The sequence below is a fragment of the Rugamonas rivuli genome, assembly GCF_009380165.1.
GTDB classification, from domain to species: Bacteria; Pseudomonadota; Gammaproteobacteria; order Burkholderiales; family Burkholderiaceae_D; genus Rugamonas; species Rugamonas rivuli.
The window spans coordinates 1,123,126-1,138,531 of the sequence record NZ_WHUF01000001.1 but is presented as its reverse complement, the minus strand read 5'-3'; the positions used below and the strand labels follow the sequence as shown (position 1 = coordinate 1,138,531).

Annotated in this window: 15 protein-coding genes; 6 read left to right on the top strand and 9 right to left on the bottom strand. The window is 59.5% G+C overall.

What is annotated here, in order from left to right; genetic code table 11:
- Nucleotides 1-134 precede the first annotated feature (134 nt).
- On the top strand, nucleotides 135-1,679 hold the full coding sequence (gene glpD, locus GEV01_RS04815) for a glycerol-3-phosphate dehydrogenase (RefSeq protein ID WP_152802110.1): 1,545 nt from the start codon (nucleotides 135-137) through the stop codon (nucleotides 1,677-1,679).
- Nucleotides 1,680-1,731: 52 nt separating this feature from the next.
- On the opposite strand, the gene GEV01_RS04810 is transcribed toward glpD, so the two are convergent.
- Nucleotides 1,732-3,231: a peptide MFS transporter gene (locus GEV01_RS04810; protein WP_152802108.1), complete on the bottom strand. Its 1,500-nt coding sequence runs from the start codon at nucleotides 3,229-3,231 to the stop codon at nucleotides 1,732-1,734.
- 267 nt (nucleotides 3,232-3,498) lie between these two features.
- Between GEV01_RS04810 and ppnN the strand changes: the two genes are divergently transcribed.
- The 3 genes from ppnN (at nucleotide 3,499) to GEV01_RS04795 (ending at nucleotide 5,875) form a co-directional block, all read left to right on the top strand.
- Nucleotides 3,499-4,869, top strand: a complete 1,371-nt coding sequence (gene ppnN, locus GEV01_RS04805) for a nucleotide 5'-monophosphate nucleosidase PpnN (RefSeq protein WP_152802105.1) — start codon at nucleotides 3,499-3,501, stop codon at nucleotides 4,867-4,869.
- Between the two features lie 55 nt (nucleotides 4,870-4,924).
- Nucleotides 4,925-5,365 carry a GFA family protein gene (locus tag GEV01_RS04800; RefSeq protein ID WP_152802103.1) on the top strand — a complete coding sequence of 147 codons (441 nt, stop codon included), beginning with the start codon at nucleotides 4,925-4,927 and terminating at the stop codon, nucleotides 5,363-5,365.
- Between the two features lie 243 nt (nucleotides 5,366-5,608).
- On the top strand, nucleotides 5,609-5,875 hold the full coding sequence (locus tag GEV01_RS04795) for a hypothetical protein (protein WP_152802101.1): 267 nt from the start codon (nucleotides 5,609-5,611) through the stop codon (nucleotides 5,873-5,875).
- A 328-nt stretch (nucleotides 5,876-6,203) separates the two neighbouring features.
- Here the strand turns inward: GEV01_RS04795 and GEV01_RS04790 are convergent, their stop codons facing one another.
- Nucleotides 6,204-6,932: a substrate-binding periplasmic protein gene (locus GEV01_RS04790; RefSeq protein WP_235914252.1), complete on the bottom strand. Its 729-nt coding sequence runs from the start codon at nucleotides 6,930-6,932 to the stop codon at nucleotides 6,204-6,206.
- 239 nt (nucleotides 6,933-7,171) lie between these two features.
- On the opposite strand from GEV01_RS04790, the gene GEV01_RS04785 reads away from it, so the two are divergent.
- Together GEV01_RS04785 and GEV01_RS04780 are read left to right on the top strand one after the other, a co-directional pair.
- Nucleotides 7,172-7,534 (top strand): NlpC/P60 family protein, encoded by a 363-nt coding sequence (locus GEV01_RS04785; protein ID WP_152802097.1) that lies wholly within the window; start codon nucleotides 7,172-7,174, stop codon nucleotides 7,532-7,534.
- Entirely contained in the window at nucleotides 7,531-8,007 is a 477-nt protein-coding gene (locus tag GEV01_RS04780; protein WP_152802095.1) for a DUF3828 domain-containing protein, read from the top strand. The genes GEV01_RS04785 and GEV01_RS04780 overlap by 4 nt, the downstream gene beginning before the upstream one ends.
- Nucleotides 8,008-8,038: 31 nt before the next feature.
- On the opposite strand, the gene GEV01_RS04775 is transcribed toward GEV01_RS04780, so the two are convergent.
- The 7 genes from GEV01_RS04775 to prfB form a co-directional block, all read right to left on the bottom strand.
- Nucleotides 8,039-8,638 (bottom strand): TetR/AcrR family transcriptional regulator, encoded by a 600-nt coding sequence (locus GEV01_RS04775; RefSeq protein WP_152802093.1) that lies wholly within the window; start codon nucleotides 8,636-8,638, stop codon nucleotides 8,039-8,041.
- Nucleotides 8,639-8,643: 5 nt separating this feature from the next.
- The gene (locus tag GEV01_RS04770) at nucleotides 8,644-8,961 is read right to left on the bottom strand and encodes a cupin domain-containing protein (RefSeq protein WP_152802091.1); all 318 of its coding nucleotides are present in this window, start codon (nucleotides 8,959-8,961) and stop codon (nucleotides 8,644-8,646) included.
- Nucleotides 8,962-9,413: 452 nt separating this feature from the next.
- Nucleotides 9,414-9,545 carry a hypothetical protein gene (locus GEV01_RS31295; RefSeq protein ID WP_268878350.1) on the bottom strand — a complete coding sequence of 44 codons (132 nt, stop codon included), beginning with the start codon at nucleotides 9,543-9,545 and terminating at the stop codon, nucleotides 9,414-9,416.
- Nucleotides 9,546-9,647: 102 nt separating this feature from the next.
- The gene (locus tag GEV01_RS31055) at nucleotides 9,648-11,705 is read right to left on the bottom strand and encodes a YncE family protein (RefSeq protein WP_152802089.1); all 2,058 of its coding nucleotides are present in this window, start codon (nucleotides 11,703-11,705) and stop codon (nucleotides 9,648-9,650) included.
- 206 nt (nucleotides 11,706-11,911) lie between these two features.
- Nucleotides 11,912-13,450: a lysine--tRNA ligase gene (lysS, locus tag GEV01_RS04755; protein WP_152802087.1), complete on the bottom strand. Its 1,539-nt coding sequence runs from the start codon at nucleotides 13,448-13,450 to the stop codon at nucleotides 11,912-11,914.
- Between the two features lie 26 nt (nucleotides 13,451-13,476).
- A complete protein-coding gene (locus tag GEV01_RS04750; RefSeq protein WP_152802085.1) occupies nucleotides 13,477-14,157 on the bottom strand; it encodes an HAD family hydrolase in 681 nt (226 codons plus the stop codon).
- Nucleotides 14,157-15,261 (bottom strand): peptide chain release factor 2 gene (gene prfB, locus GEV01_RS04745; RefSeq protein ID WP_141753396.1). Its coding sequence is split into 2 segments (ribosomal slippage): nucleotides 14,157-15,179 and nucleotides 15,181-15,261, totalling 1,104 coding nucleotides; the frame shifts between segments, so codons are not numbered across the junction. Before prfB ends, GEV01_RS04750 begins: the two co-directional genes overlap by 1 nt.
- Between the last annotated feature and the right edge of the window lie 145 nt (nucleotides 15,262-15,406).

Genomic DNA, 15,406 nt, shown 5'->3' with positions numbered 1-15,406 from the left:
AATCAAACGGGGCGGAAAAGTGGTTTTTTATGCAAATATGGTCACTCAGCTCTATGACTATTGGTGATTTTGTCGTAACGTAACAGATATTCGACTCAATGACGCTTTACTCACGCTTTATTACCGGGGAAGACATGGCGGAACCGCAGCACACTCTCGATTGCGACGTCCTCATCGTAGGGGGCGGCATCAACGGCGCGGGCATCGCGCGCGACGCGGCGGGGCGGGGGCTGTCGGTGGTGCTGTGCGAGAAGGACGACCTGGCCTCGCACACCTCGTCGGCCTCCACCAAGCTGATACACGGCGGCCTGCGCTATCTGGAGTACTACGAATTCAACCTGGTGCGCAAGGCGCTGATCGAGCGCGAGGTGCTGCTGCGCGCCGCACCGCACATCATGTGGCCGCTGCGCTTCGTGATGCCGCACGCGCCCAGCCAGCGTCCCGCGCTGATGATACGGGCCGGCCTGATGCTGTACGACCTGCTGGCCAAGCGCGAGCTGCTGCCCGCATCGGCCGGCATCAACCTGCGCACGCATGCTGCTGGCAAGCCGCTCAAGCCGGAGTTCCAGCGCGGCTTTATCTATTCGGATGGCTGGGTCGACGATGCGCGGCTGGTGGTGCTGAACGCCATCGACGCCTGCGAAAAAGGCGCCACCATCTTGACCCAGACCGTGTGCAGCACGCTGGCGCGCAAGGCGGGCGGCTGGGAAGCGTCGCTGCACAAGAGCGGCTGCGGTGATTTTCGCGTCAACGCGCGCTACGTGGTCAACGCGGCCGGGCCGTGGACGGCGGACTTCCTGCACTCGGCGCTGCCGAAAGAGGGCCGGGGCAAGCTGCGGCTCATCAAGGGCAGCCATATCATCGTCAAGCGCATCTTCGAGCATGACAATGCCTACATCTTCCAGCACCCGGACGGCCGTATCGTGTTCGCGATTCCGTATGAGCGCGACTTCACGCTGATCGGCACCACCGACCTCGATTACCAGGGCGACGCCGGCCAGGTCGCCATCAGCGAAGACGAAATCGCCTACCTGTGCGGGCTGGCCAGCCAGTACTTCGTCAAGCCGATAGCTCCGGCCGACGTGGTGTGGACCTATTCGGGCGTGCGGCCGCTGGTGGAAGACGGCGCCGACGCCAAGGCGGTCACGCGCGACTACAGGCTGGAAGTCGACAGCGAAGGCCCGCCGATGCTGAGCGTCTTCGGCGGCAAGATCACCACCTTCCGCAAACTGGCCGAGGAGGCGGTCGACCAGATAGCCAAGGCGCTGGGCAACCGCCACGGCGCCTGGACCCACAACGCCTGCCTGCCGGGCGGAGACCTGTTCGGCGCCGAGCCGCAGAACCGCTCGGTGCTGGAGTTCGACAACTGGGTGCGCAACGTGCAGGGTCGCTACAGCTGGCTGCCGCCGTTGCTGGTGGCGCGCTACGCCCGCGCCTACGGCACCCGCATCCACACGCTGCTCGGGAAGAAGGAAGATATCGCCGCGATGGGCGAAGAGATCGCGCCGGGCCTGTACGCGGCGGAAGTGGAATACCTGCGCCGCTACGAATGGGCGCGCACCGCGCAGGATATCCTGTGGCGGCGCTCCAAGCTTGGCCTGCACCTGCCGCCGGATACCGGCGATAAGCTGCAAGTCTGGTTAGGGGCGAACCCCTTCCAGTACAAGCAAGCGGCATAAAAAAACGGCGCCCCCAAAATCGAGGCGCCGTTTTTATTGGAGCGTAAAGCGCTTACTTCACGCCGTGCATCAGCTTCTGGATCAGCGGAGCGATCAGGAACAGCAGCGCGCCGCCAGCCATCAGCGACCAGAAGCCGAAGGTGTAGCCGGACAGCGCCGACGTCACCGACATGCCGCTCTCGCCGCTGACTGCCGAAGCGAAGATGCCCGACAGGTTGTTGCCGATACCGGTAGACAGGAACCAGCCGCCCATGCCCAGGCCAACCAGGCGGGTAGGGGCCAGCTTGGTCACCATCGACAGGCCGATAGGCGACAGGCACAGCTCACCGATCGATTGCAGCACGTAGACCATGAACAGGGTCCAGAACGGAATGTGGTTGTCGATGCTGACCAGCGACGACAGCGCGAACATCAGCAGGCCGAAAGCGGCGCCGTTGAACAGCAGGCCCAGGCCGAATTTACGCGGGATCGACGGGTTCTTGTTGCGCATGGCGACCCAGATGAACGCGATGATCGGAGCGCAGGAGATGATGGCCAGCGAGTTCACGGTCTGGAACCAGGCAACCGGGAAGGTCCAGTTGAACATCTGGCGGTCGACGATCTTATCGGCCAGGAAGGTGAACGAGCTGCCTGCCTGTTCGAAGAACATCCAGAACATGATGTTGAAGAAGAAGATCAGCAGCATGGCGATGACCTTGTCGCGGGCTACCTTGCCGTTCTTGATACCTTCGACCAGCAGCATGATCGACAGCAGGATGAACAGCGCCGACAGCACGATCTGCAGGTTCTGCGCGCCGGCAGCCAGCAGGAAGTAGACCACAGGGATCACGCAGAACGAGCCCAGAACCACGTACAGCACGCGTTTCGGGTCGGAGTTCGATGCATCCGGAGCTCCAATGCCTTGCAGCTTGCGGCGGCCGATGAAGAACCACACCAGGGAGATCAGCATGCCGACGCCGGCGGACATGAACACCACTTTATAAGCAGGCATGCCGTTGGAGCCGAAGATGGCGGTCGCCAGCCACTCGGTCAGCACCGGTGCGACCATCGCGCCCGAGTTGATGCCCATGTAGAAGATGGTGAAGCCGGAGTCGCGACGGGTGTCGGCGGCGCTATACAGCTTGCCGACCATGGTCGAGATGTTCGGTTTGAACATGCCGTTACCGACGATGATGGTGGCCAGGCCGAGTTGGAACACAGTCTGATTAGGGAGCGCGATCATGAACAGGCCGGCCGCCATGAAGGACGCGCCGACGAGGATGGAGCGCTGATAGCCCAACACGCGGTCGGCGATGTAGCCGCCGAACAGCGCGGCGGCATAGACCACGGCCAGATAGGAGCCGTAAATCAGGTTTGCAGGGGCCTCACCGGAGGGGTCGCCATTGTAGAACTGCGCCACGACGTAGAGCACCAAAGCCCAACGTATGCCGTAGAACGCGAAACGCTCCCAGAACTCGGTCATGAACAACATCCACAGCGGAGCAGGGTGGCCCATGATCTGCTTGAATTCGGGAATAGCGACTTCCGTATTGGTGGTGGTAGCACCGCTCATGCGGCTTCTCCTAATTTTATGATCTATGAAAAGTGTCTCGGGTTCCCTCGTGGGGAGCCAAATTGGGCGCCATTTTAATCTACAAATCGCTCCGGCCGTACATTTTGATGGCCTGCCTGCAAAGATATGTCTTTTGTGCTAATAAATATGTACTTTCCTGCTATGGCAATCTCCGCCCCAAAATCTTCCGGTTTGTCGTATATTGGCACTGCAGGCTTACCTGTAATGCATCGGAATGCATCGAATTTGAATAAGGATTTACGCATCATGGAACATGACGTTGTCGATACCCTGATTTCACCCGAAGGCCATCTGGAAGTGCTTTCGAAGGCGGAAGTGAACAAGCTGCTCGACACTAGCCAGGGCGGCCTCTATAACATCTTCCGCAATTGCGCACTGGCGGTGCTCAATTGCGGCAGCACGATCGACGATGGAAAGGAACTACTGGAACGATACAAGTCGTTTGACATCAGCATTGTGCAGCGCGAGCGGGGCATCAAGCTCGATATCAAGGGAGCGCCGGCGATCGCTTTCGTCGACGGCAAGATGATCAAGGGGATCCATGAGCACCTGTTCGCGGTGCTGCGCGATATCGTCTTCGTCAGCAATGAGGTGAGCGACAATCCGAAGTTCGACATGGGCAGTACCGAAGGCATCACCGACTCGGTGTTCCACATCCTGCGCAACGCCGGGGTGCTCAAACCTATGCTCAATCCGAACCTGGTGGTGTGCTGGGGCGGGCATTCGATCAACCGCGCCGAGTATAACTACTCGAAGGAAGTCGGCTATCAAATGGGCTTGCGCGACCTGGATATCTGCACCGGCTGCGGCCCGGGCGCGATGAAGGGCCCGATGAAGGGCGCCACCATCGGCCACGCCAAGCAGCGTTTGCACAAGGGGCGCTATCTGGGGATCACGGAGCCGGGCATCATCGCGGCGGAATCGCCCAACCCCATCGTCAACGAGCTGGTGATCATGCCGGATATCGAGAAGCGACTGGAAGCGTTCGTGCGCACCGGCCATGGCATCGTCGTGTTCCCGGGCGGCGCGGGGACGGCCGAGGAGATCCTTTATATCCTGGGCATCCTGCTGCATCCCGATAATGCGGACATTCCGTTCCCGCTGGTGTTCACCGGGCCTGAGACTTCGCGCGAGTACTTCGTGCAAATCAACCAGTTCATCCACGATACGCTGGGCCCAGAGGCGCAGCAGCGCTACAAGATCATCATCGACGATCCAGAGCTGGTGGCGCGCGAGATGCAGGCGGGGATCAAGCAGGTGCGCGAGTTCCGCAAATCCCGCAGCGACGCCTACTACTACAATTGGGGCCTGAAGATCGACCAGGAGTTCCAGCATCCGTTCGCGCCGACGCACGAGAACATGCGCAACCTGAGCCTGCACAAGAACCAGGAAGTGCACCTGCTGGCGGCGAATCTGCGCCGGGCGTTTTCGGGCGTGGTGGCGGGTAACGTCAAGGACGAAGGCATACGCGCGATCGAGAAGTTCGGCCACTTCGAGATCCACGGCGACAAGGGGATCATGGGGCCGATGGATGCGCTGCTGGCGTCCTTCGTATCGCAGCATCGCATGAAGCTGGCGGGTAAGCAGTACACGCCTTGCTATCGGGTGATCCAGTAACCCTAACCGGCGTCCGCGCGCAGCTTGCGCGGACGTCGGACATCTTCAGTCGATCATGGCCGAACCGATTTCCATACAGTGCCTGTGCGGTGCTGTACATATTGAATTGCGTGGCGAGCCTGCGGCTCGGGCGAACTGCCATTGCGGCTCATGCCGCGATTTCTACGGAACGCCGATGTTGTCGGCCACGGCGTGGCCGGCATCCTCCGTGCGTATAGTCCAAGGGGCTGTCACCACGTTCGCGCATCCTGCCAAGCAGATGTCGCGGGCGTTTTGCGCTGGGTGCGGCGAGACCATGTTCGGCATCAACCGCCTGGATATGCGGGTTGTGCCCAACAGCTTGGCGGCCCGCGCCAGCGGCGGCGATCTGCCCACCGGCCTTGGGCCGACCATGCACCTGTTCTACCGCCACCGCGTTGTCGACATCGATGATCGGCTTATCAAGTACCTGGACGGATGGGATGGTCCGGAGTTTCTGTCAGTGCCTGAAGCCTGAGCATGCGCGGAAAGCTATTCTGATCCTTTGATCTGATTTTTGCCTCGCTTCCAAGCCGTTGTGCCTAGTCCTGACTCAATGTAGCCAACATGTGGCGGCGCGATAGGGGGAAATCTTTTATATCAATTCCAGACCCGGATAGTTGATCTTCAACTTTCAATTGTGTGATTCTTCTCAGTGCCTACGATCCACGTTTGCTTAGCATGGAGTAAGTTTTATGGGCGATCAACTCAGGAGAATGAAATGGAAACGCTTTCTGGATTTGAGATCGAACAAGTAGGTGGTGCTGTCAATCGTTCGGATATTTTGAATTATGGCGCGGCGATAACAGCGGTTGGTGCTGCCGCGCTAGGAGGGCTCGCTTTGGTCTCTGCATCGCCTGCTATCGGCGTTGCCGCTGCAGTGTACGGGGTTGCATCGGGGGCGATGTGGTTAGGTAGCTCTATGTACGGTATGGGCGTGATAAGCGGAAGTGGTGGGCATAGCCTCCGGTTCCTGCCGTGGGACTAGGCTCTACTTGATACTTGGGAGGGCGGGATATGTGGATTAAAAATATAGCTGTGGTGGCGCTATCGTTTGGAATCGCTATGTTGCTTCTTTTGGGCGTCACGCGATTTGGAGGGATTGTCGCCGCACGCATTTTTGCTCTTGACTTACGCGTGCTGTCCACTATCACGCTGAGCGGATTGGCAATCATGCTGGCGTGTGTGCTAGTGTTACGCAGGAATAGGTATGGAGCCAAACATGGCGATTGATGATTCCGATGAAAAAAAGCCGCTCATTGAGCGGCTTTTTCTTGATTGCTCTTTACGGCGTAAACGCGGTTGCGCTACTTGGCTTACTTCGCCACCTGCTCCGCGCGAGGGGCGTAGTTGTCGAAGCCGTAGCTGGCGTAGATGCGCCTTACGGTGCCATCGCGGTACATCGTGCGCAGCAGCGTGTTGAGTCGCGCGACTTCGTACGCGTCCATCGTCTTGTTACAGGCCAGGTACATATCGTAGTGAGCGAAGGTCAGCACCGCTTCGACACCGGTGATGCCCATTTGCTCCATCATGTATAGACCCGGAAGGCGGCCCTCCGACCATAGCTGGATGCGCTGCATCTTCAACTTTGGGCCGTTGGTGCGGTTGTAGGGAACGATGCTCAGTTTGAGCTGGTTCGCCCGCAGCAGCGGAATCATCGCATCGTCGATGATGGTGCCGACGGTGTAGGGGCGGGCGTCGGCCAGGCTGGTGAGCCGGATATGGTCCTCGGCGCGCGCATACATCACCCACTCGTTGCGGCCGACCGGGCCGATCCAGGCAAAGCTGGTTTCGCGCTCCGGCGTGCGGGCCATGGAGAACAGGCAGGTGTTGGTATTCTTGCTGGTCAACGCCATGGCGCGCGCCCAGGGCATCAGCATCGGGACGGAGGCGAGAGTGTCGGCCCGCCGCATCAGCTCAACGACAATGTCGGTGGAAAGTCCTGTGGCGGAGCCAGTCGTCCGGTCGGTCCAATTGAAGGGCGGGTATTCTTCGGTATAAAGTACCAACGGCTCTGATGCGCGCGCAGCGAAGCACGTAATCATCAACAGCACTGCACTCAGGCGCAGCAGCGAGCGGCGGCCAGCCATTTTCTTCCTTTTTCATTGGATACTCTGCTGAAGACTACCTGGTTTATCGAACCCGGTCGAGCAAAAATATTGACTTGCTGTTCGTGACATTGAGCAACTTCATAGCGAGAATTGCACAAGCAGTTACATTGGACTTCCCAGTTTATCGTTTGCCTCCAGGCAATGGCAGGCGATGTCTACGACGAGGAGCGTCTATGTGGGACACGAAAGTAGCTGTGGCTTATCTCGATAAACATGCTCGTTCAGCTAGTCAAGGAAAATGCGCGGCATACGTCAGAAAGGCAATCGAGGCGGGCGGTGTGCGCTTGCATCGACATGTATCGGCAAAGGACTATGGTGAGAGCCTTATCGCCGCGGGTTTTTCAGTTCAGGATAGCTCGATACTTAATGCTGGGGATGTCGTCGTTATACAACCAATCACCGGCCATCGTCACGGACATGTGGCGATGTATGACGGCGTGAAATGGGTATCCGATTTTAAGCAGCGCCATGGACTCTATCCGAGCGAATCGTATCGGAGATTGAAGCCGGCATTTACGACCTGTCGTCATCCATGAAAACGCCGTTTAGCCGCCTCGGGAAAATCCAGGCCATCTCGCTCTCGGTGTTCCTGATATTGCTTATCTGCTGGAGCCATGTGACGGCTGCCGCCCCGCAGCCAGCAGAACAGACCGTATCCGTATTTTACAAATGGTATTTGCGTTCACTCGCTGCCGGCCGTGAACCACTCGCTGATGATCGAGTGGAGATATCAAAGTACGTTTCCACTCCGCTGATTCGCGAAATTCGGCAACGCATGCGCAGCGATGAAGGCCTGGATGAGGACTACTTCATCAAGGCCCAGGACTATCTTGAAGATTGGGAGCGGACTGTTGTCGCTGACAAGGCTCTGGTCGATGGTGGTAGGGCGCTAGTGGTGCTGCAACTTGGGGCGAGTAGCGAAAGCCGCCGCAAGCTCTCGATCACTCTTGCAAGAGAAGGCGGCCTCTGGAAAATTCAAAGTGTTCAGCTTCTGAAGACGGCCAAATAGAGTGTTTGAAGGAAGAGTAGCAGCACTGCATTCACGGCGTGGAGTGCATCACAATCTTCAGGAAATTGTTGGCTTTTTCTCGAAACGCCACGGGTGGCATTTTATCGGCGAGGGAAACGGTCATGATTCCTTCAAGGGACGCGAAAATAATCTCCGCCAGTTCCCGTTCTCGTAGGCCCGACGGCAACCGTTGCGTGCCGTTTTTAGCATGCAGAATTTTCTCAAGCCAGTCCACATTTTGCTTTGCAAACAGCTGCAGCTCGTCGATACAAGCCTGCTCTTGAAAGGACGGCTCACGCACCATCGTCACATACATGCACAGGCGATTCCCGTCGTGGAGCATCTCGGCAAAAAGGCCTGCATACATGCGAAGCTGCTCACTCAAGTCCCCCATACCCTCGATGACGAGCAGCTGCGTGGCTTGCTCCTCCCGATACTGCTGCAGCGCCTGCCTGGTCAAATCTTCTTTCGAAGTGAAGTGGTGGTAGAGGCTGGGCGCTTTGATTTGCAGGTACTCAGCGATCTGACGCATGCCCAGCCCGCTGAATCCACGTTGCTGGAACAGGCGGATCGCCGCGCCGAGTATGGTCTCCCGCGTCAGCGACGGCTGGTTTTTTTTCGCTTGTGTCATGGCGCTTACTCCCGAATCTCGATACCGCCGTGGTGAGCGACGAACAGCAGCGTTTCCTCCAATGCGCAGGCCTCATGCTCATCGCTTCCCTGAACCTGCAGCACATCGCCAGCACGCATCTCCACATCGTTAAAGCGGATCGCACCCGCTATCACGAAGATCTGCTCCCACCCATGGTGAGCATGTTTTGGAAACCGTGCGCCGGCTTCAAACCTGGCCAGGTAGCCGCCATCGCCATCGTTGCCGGTCCAGGTCGAGCAGGTCTGCACCCCGGGGATGCCTGAGTCGCTCCAGTTGCGGTCATCTTGTTGAGCCAGAATCATTTGCCAATTCCTTTTATAAGCAGAAGCCACAACTCTAACTAACGTTCGTTAGGTAGTCAAGCGTGATCCACAATTGGCGTAAAACCGACCAGTTTCGCGACATCGCCGCCACCGGCAATATGATCGACATCACGCAATACCGCACCTTTCGCATTGCCGATGGCCGCATCGTCGAACACTGGGCGCTGTTCGACATGGCCAGCGCCTTTCACCTGGACGTGCAGGAGCGCAGCTGGCTGCTGCCTCCGCATCGGGCGGCCCTGATTCAGGCGGGGACGGCGATCCGCATCCTTAGCCATGCCGCCGCTACATCGGCCTCGGTGCTTTTCTCGCCGGGATGCGTCGTCGCGCCTGCACTGCCGTGCCAGGTGTTCCGGGTCACGCCGCTGATCGCGGAAATGATCCAGCATGCGGCTCGCTGGGATGAGCGGCAAGCGGGATTGGACAGCAGCTCACAAACATTTTTTGCTGCGCTGGCCGGCGTCGCTGGCGAGGCCGCCGCCTGCGCAGAAGACTTGTGTGGACAAGGCGGCGATCGTGTCCGAGCGCACGCTGTCGCGGCGCTTCACCGACGAGTTCAACATGGGCTGGCGAATCCGTATAGCGCGCAAAAAAGCCGCTCAGTTGAGCGGCTTTTGCTGGATTACTCTTCGCGGCGCAGGTGCGGGCGCCTCGCCTCCTGGCGCCTAGTGTTGCAAGACGGAGGGGACAGGAATCACCAGCACGTTCTTATTTCCAGCAAAGAACAGGGTCTTGCCATCCGGGCTCACAACAGTCGACATACGCGGATCGCAGTACGCATCCGGCAGGCAGCTTGTCGGCGAATCGGGAACCTCAAAGTAACCGAGTACCGGGAAAACACCGCTAACCGCCTTGCTGGTGTCGAAGACGTAGATGCGTGGTTTGAGAGTCGGATCGGTGCTGGGGCCGAGGTACATCACATAACTGCGCATGCTATCCGAAGCGAGTGCCGATCCATATGCGTAGCTCAGTGCATAAGGTCCGCTTGGCGGCGCAAATTTGCCAAGCAACTTGAATGTGTTATCGCGCAGTTCGCGATCGTCGAGGATGATACGGCTGCCATCACGGTTTTGCGACGAGGTGGAAAAGAAATATAGATCGGGATCGGGTACGTCCCGGATCACGCTGTTGGCCGCATCGAAATACTGCATCGGCGGCATCGGACTGACCGATGCGGATTGCGACATCACGAGACGCTCACCGTCACCTGACAACGAGAACCATGGCCCGCTGTAGTAGCTGCCCCCGAGATGTCCGAACTGGCGCGTGCGCACGTCGAAAGTCGCCATGATATTCCATTGATTCCCTTGCGGGAAAAGAGCTCTGCCGTCATTGAGCATGGCCAGCCGTGGCGATACATAGGTGCCGATCGCATACGGGCCGCCCTGGTAGCTGGCTTGCAGTGCGAGCGTCGCCGGATCCAGCAGCGACAACAGGCCTGAGGTGGAAGTCACCAGCAGCGATTTGCCGTCCGGGCTTAAGGCAGCATCGTCGGCGCCGGCAATATTAATGTTGGATTGCAGCCAGCTGCCGCCCGTGTAGGCATAACGCAGTACTTTTTGATCGCCCCGGTTAACGAGCAACAGGGCTTGGCGTTCGACGTCGAAGCGCAGCGTGCCTTTGTATCCCTCGGAAGCAAAGGCCTGATAGCCGTAACTGGTCGGCGCGACGATTTTCAGTATGGCCGAATCGGTGTCCAATCCCATGGCGTTGGCGATGGCGAAACGAGCGGTTCCCGCAATGCCGGCGGAGGAGGCCTGCACGGTAATTTCAGTATCGCTGATCAGGCGCGGGTTACTGATGCTGATGCCGTTCACTTGCAGTGCCTGACCCAGGTCGTTCAAGCTGGCCAGGCCGCGGCCGCGCAAGCGGATCTGGGCGGATTGGCCTGGCTGCATCGTATAGGGGCCGGCATAGTTCAGCTCAGCGATATTTTTTTTCAGCGTGACCGTGGTCGTGGTGCTCGGCGCGTCCGTCGCGTTGGCGCTGATGGTCACGATGGCCTTGTGGTCGGCGAAGTTGGGGAGCTTGGCGAATTCGATGGGATCGACTGCGAACTGCAGGCTGGACGAGTTGGTGATGCCCGCACTCCGGACCAATTTGAGCCAGGGCGCGGTGGTGGTGGCGTACCATTGGGCCGGTCCGGCACCCGACAGGCCGACGGCAGTTTGCGTCGTCAAGGAAGCCTGCGTGGAATTGCTGTTGGCAACGATGGCGGGCGGCTCCTGAATCGACCAGATGATCGGTGCGGCAGCTTGCTTAACTTGTATGTGGTAGGGCAGGTGCCATGGCGAGCCGCTGTGTGGGCGGCTGCAGATCTTGGGGTCGTCTTTGCACAAATGGATTTCCAGCATGCCGTCGTAGCTTCCGGCGGCCAGGGACGGTAGCGTTTGCAGTCTTGCCGTATAGCTGTACTGGGATGCAGCAGTCAAGCTGATGTTGGCGGAGAACGCGCCGTTTTTATCGACCACGGCGACGTTGATGATATCGGGGAAATTACAATTGGCTGTAGCCTGGACTTGGACGGCTGCCGGCGAGCCTTGCGTGAGTGCCAGGCTTAGAGGATTCGGAGACAGCGTCAGGCAGCGATCGTCGGCGGTCGCCGGTGTGTTTGGCGTCGGGGGTGGTGTCGGAACTGGCGTGGCGCCCGGCGACGTGCTGGAACCGCCGCCGCCGCAGGCGCTCAGCAGCGCCGCAAAAATACAGGCAACAATTTTTTTCATGGGGGAGGGCTTTCGACCCGAGCAACGCCAAAGTCCGCTGCGAGAGCGGCGGCGAAGCCGGAGAGGTGATGTCAAACGGAAAGCCAAGATTCTACAGGAAAATTGATTTATTTGCAATGACGGGGTGATCACCGGCTGGGCGCCGCCAGCTGCAAGCCATTCGGTTGCGCAAAAAAAAGCCGCTCAGTGAGCGGCTTTTTGCTTGATTACTCTTCGCGGCGCAAGTGCGGGAACAGCAGCACGTCGCGGATGTTCGGCGAGTCGGTGATGATCATCATCAGACGATCGATGCCGATGCCGCAACCGCCGGCCGGCGGCATGCCGTATTCCAGCGCGCGGATGTAGTCGGCGTCGTAGAACATCGCCTCTTCATCGCCTGCGTCCTTGGCCGCTACCTGCGACAGGAAGCGGGCCGACTGGTCTTCCGCATCGTTCAACTCGGAGAAGCCGTTGGCGATCTCGCGGCCGACCATGAACAGCTCGAAGCGCTCGGTGATGCCTTCGCGGGTATCCGAAGCACGGGCCAGCGGCGACACTTCGACCGGATAGTCGATGATGTAGGTCGGTTCCCACAGCTGCGCTTCGGCGGTTTCCTCGAACAGCGCCAGTTGCAGCGCGCCCAGGCCTGCGGTGGCGAACGGCTTGACGCCGAACTTCAGCAGTTCCTTCTTGATGAACTCAACGTCGGTCAGCTGCTCAGGCGTGTAGCCCGGCGCGTACTTATTGATCGCTTCAACGATGGTCAGGCGATGGAATGGCTTGGCCAGATCCAGCTCGCGGCCGCCGTAGGTCAGCGTCGCGGTGCCGTGCGCGTCGATCGCGGCCTGGCGGATGATCGCTTCGGTGAAGTCCATCAGCCAGTGGTAATCGGTGTAGGCCGCGTAGAACTCCATCATCGTGAATTCAGGATTGTGACGGACCGACACGCCTTCGTTGCGGAAGTTGCGGTTGATCTCGAACACGCGGTCGAAACCACCGACCACCAGGCGCTTCAGGTACAGCTCAGGCGCGATACGCAGGAACATCTGCATGTCCAGCGCGTTGTGGTGGGTGATGAATGGCTTGGCCGCGGCGCCGCCTGGAATGGCGTGCAGCATCGGCGTTTCCACTTCCATGAATTCGTTCTTTTCCATGAAGCGGCGCATCGACGAAATCGCAGCGGTACGCGCCTTGAAGGTGCGGCGCGTTTCTTCGTTCATGATCAGATCGACGTAACGCTGGCGGTACTTGGTTTCCTGATCGGCCAGGCCGTGGAATTTGTCCGGCAGCGGGCGCAGCGACTTGGTGATCAGGCGCAGTTCCGACACCTTGATCGTCAGCTCGTCGGTCTTGGTCTTGAACAGCGTGCCGACCACGCCCAGGATGTCGCCCAGGTCGTAGTGGTGCAGCGCGGCCATCGCGGCTTCGCCGGTCAGGTCCAGCGTGGCGTAGATCTGGATGCGGCCATCGGCTTTAGGGCCGGACGAATCCTGCAGCGTGGCGAAAGCGGCCTTCTTGCCGGCTTCGCGCTTGAGCATCATGCGGCCTGCCAGCACCACGGTGACTGGCGCGGCTTCCAGCTCTTCGCGCGACTTCTCGCCGTACTGCGCGTGCAGGTCGGCGGCTTTATGTTGAGGCTTGAAGTCGTTCGGGAAGGCGACGCCTTGTTCGCGGATGGCGGCCAGCTTGGCGCGGCGCTCGGCGATGATCTTGTTTTCGTCCGGCGGGGTGGCGTTGCCTGCTTGTTCTTGAAGATCCGTAGTCATGGTCTGTTCTTTTGTTGAGGTGATGATTAGTTGGTGGCGGATGCGAAGAGCTCTTCCACATCCAGCTCGCTGAAGTCGCGCACGACGGCGATGACGTTGTCGAATTCGGCGAAGGCGTCGGCCGGCAGGGTGGTGGTCAGCACCACCGCGCGCATGCCGGCGCGGCGCGCCGCTTCCACGCCCAGCGGCGCGTCTTCGAACACGATGCTGTTGGCGGGCAGGGCGCCGCTGCGTTGCGCTGCAAGCAGGAACACGTCCGGCGCCGGCTTGCCATGTGCAACGTCGGCCGCGCCGGCGATGGCGTCGAACTGCTTGCGCAGATCCAGGCCGTCCAGCGTGAAGTCGATATTTTCGTTCGGAGCGGCGGTGGCCACGGCCAGCTTGACGCCTGCGCTTTTGGCGCGGGCGATGAAGTCCTCGAAGCCATTCACCGCCGCCAGGTGCGGCGCGTACAGTTCGCGGTACAGCGATTCCTTCTCGAAGTCGAGCGCGGCGCCTTCTTCCTTGGTCACCGGCTTGCCCAGGTATTTGCTCATGATTTCATGGCCCTGGCGTCCGGCGGTGGCGCGGAAGAATTCGTCGGCGTCGAGGTCGTGACCGCGACGGGCGAAGAAGGCCAGCCACGATTTGGTGTGGAAGGCCATGTTGTCGACGATGGTGCCGTCCATGTCGAAGATGAACGCGCGCTGCGAATTCGAGATGCTCATTAGACGCCTTGCTTCAGCGATGCCGAGATGAAGTCGTCCAGGTCGCCGTCCAGCACGCCCTTGGTGTTACCCGTCTCGAAGTTGGTGCGCAAGTCCTTGATGCGGGACTGGTCCAGCACATAGGAGCGGATCTGGTGGCCCCAGCCGACGTCGGTCTTGGAGTCTTCCAGCTTCTGCTGCTCGCTCATGCGCTTGCGCAGTTCCATCTCGTACAGCTTCGCCTTCAGCATTTCCATCGCCTCGGCCTTGTTGCGGTGCTGCGAGCGGTCGTTCTGGCACTGAACCACGATGCCGGAAGGGCCGTGCGTCAGACGCACTGCGGAGTCGGTTTTGTTAATGTGCTGACCACCGGCGCCCGATGCGCGGTAGGTATCGATGCGCAGGTCGGCAGGGTTGATCTCGATATCGATCGAATCATCCACTTCCGGATACACGAACAGCGACGTGAACGAGGTATGGCGGCCGTTGGCCGAGTCGAACGGCGACTTGCGCACCAGGCGGTGGACGCCGGTCTCGGTGCGCAGGTAGCCGTAGGCGTAGTCGCCTTCGACCTTGATGGTGGCGGTCTTGATACCGGCCACCTCGCCGTCGGATTGTTCCATGACCTCGACCTTGAAGCCTTTGCGTTCCGCGTAGCGCAGGTACTGGCGCAGCAGCATGGACGCCCAGTCCTGGGCCTCGGTACCGCCGGCACCGGCCTGGATGTCGATGAAGCAGTTGTTCGGGTCCATCGGATTGTTGAACATCCGGCGGAACTCCATGCCCTCGATGACCAGGCGCACGTCTTCAGCATCGACGATCAGCGCTTCCAGCGTGTCGTCGTCGCCTTCTTCCTTGGCCATGGCGAACAGGTCGCCCATGTCTTTGAGGTCGGTGTCGGCCTTGGTCAGCGCGAAGACGATGGCTTCGAGCGATTTCTTTTCCTTGCCGAGATCCTGGGCCTTTTTCGGGTCGTTCCAGACCGTCGGGTCTTCCAGTTCTTCGTTTACTTGTTCGAGTTTCTCTGACTTTTTATCGAAGTCAAAGATACCTCCGTAGTTCGGCTTCGCGCGAGGTCAGATCGGCGAGCAGGGCGGAGAGGGCGTTGATGCGTTCGGCTTCCATGTTTTCTTCTTCTCTAAGGCTGAAATCAAACCTTCGATTATACCCTAGCCGGGCCGCTCCCTCGCAGCTAAATAGCCGAGGCCGCGCCGGCGGCCGTCCGGGCGTGCCCGACCCCGTCCCGATTGACGCACAATGCTGACACTTT